Origin of the sequence: Paenibacillus sp. GbtcB18, assembly GCF_019091125.1 — a bacterium.
In the GTDB taxonomy this organism is placed as follows: domain Bacteria; phylum Bacillota; class Bacilli; order Paenibacillales; family NBRC-103111; genus Paenibacillus_F; species Paenibacillus_F chitinolyticus.
In genome coordinates, this window is record NZ_JAGXJX010000513.1 from 1 (window position 1) to 259 (window position 259).

Here is a 259-nt window from a genome sequence, read left to right on the forward strand (position 1 = left end):
TGAGAAGAGTCATAGCGAGCCAGCGGAAGAGATACCGGTTCACGGTAATCATTCAAATCTTGCTTCCAGAAATACTCCGCCTGTTTCATATCTTGCTTTAGCAGCCAGGACATGTAGGAGCTGTAAGGCTTTGCCGGCGCAAGGCCCAAAGCTATGCCCTGCCGGTATGCCTCGTATCTCTCGAACACTTCGGTAAGAATCAGCGAGTTGCACCAGCCAACCAGAATTAAGTGATGATAATGCCAGAACAGCCGGTAAT

Annotated in this window: 1 protein-coding gene; it reads right to left on the reverse strand. The window is 49.4% G+C overall.

The window, feature by feature from the left end; translation table 11 throughout:
• On the reverse strand, window positions 1-259 hold a 259-nt coding region (locus KVT34_RS30510), incomplete at both ends, for a condensation domain-containing protein (protein ID WP_217563322.1).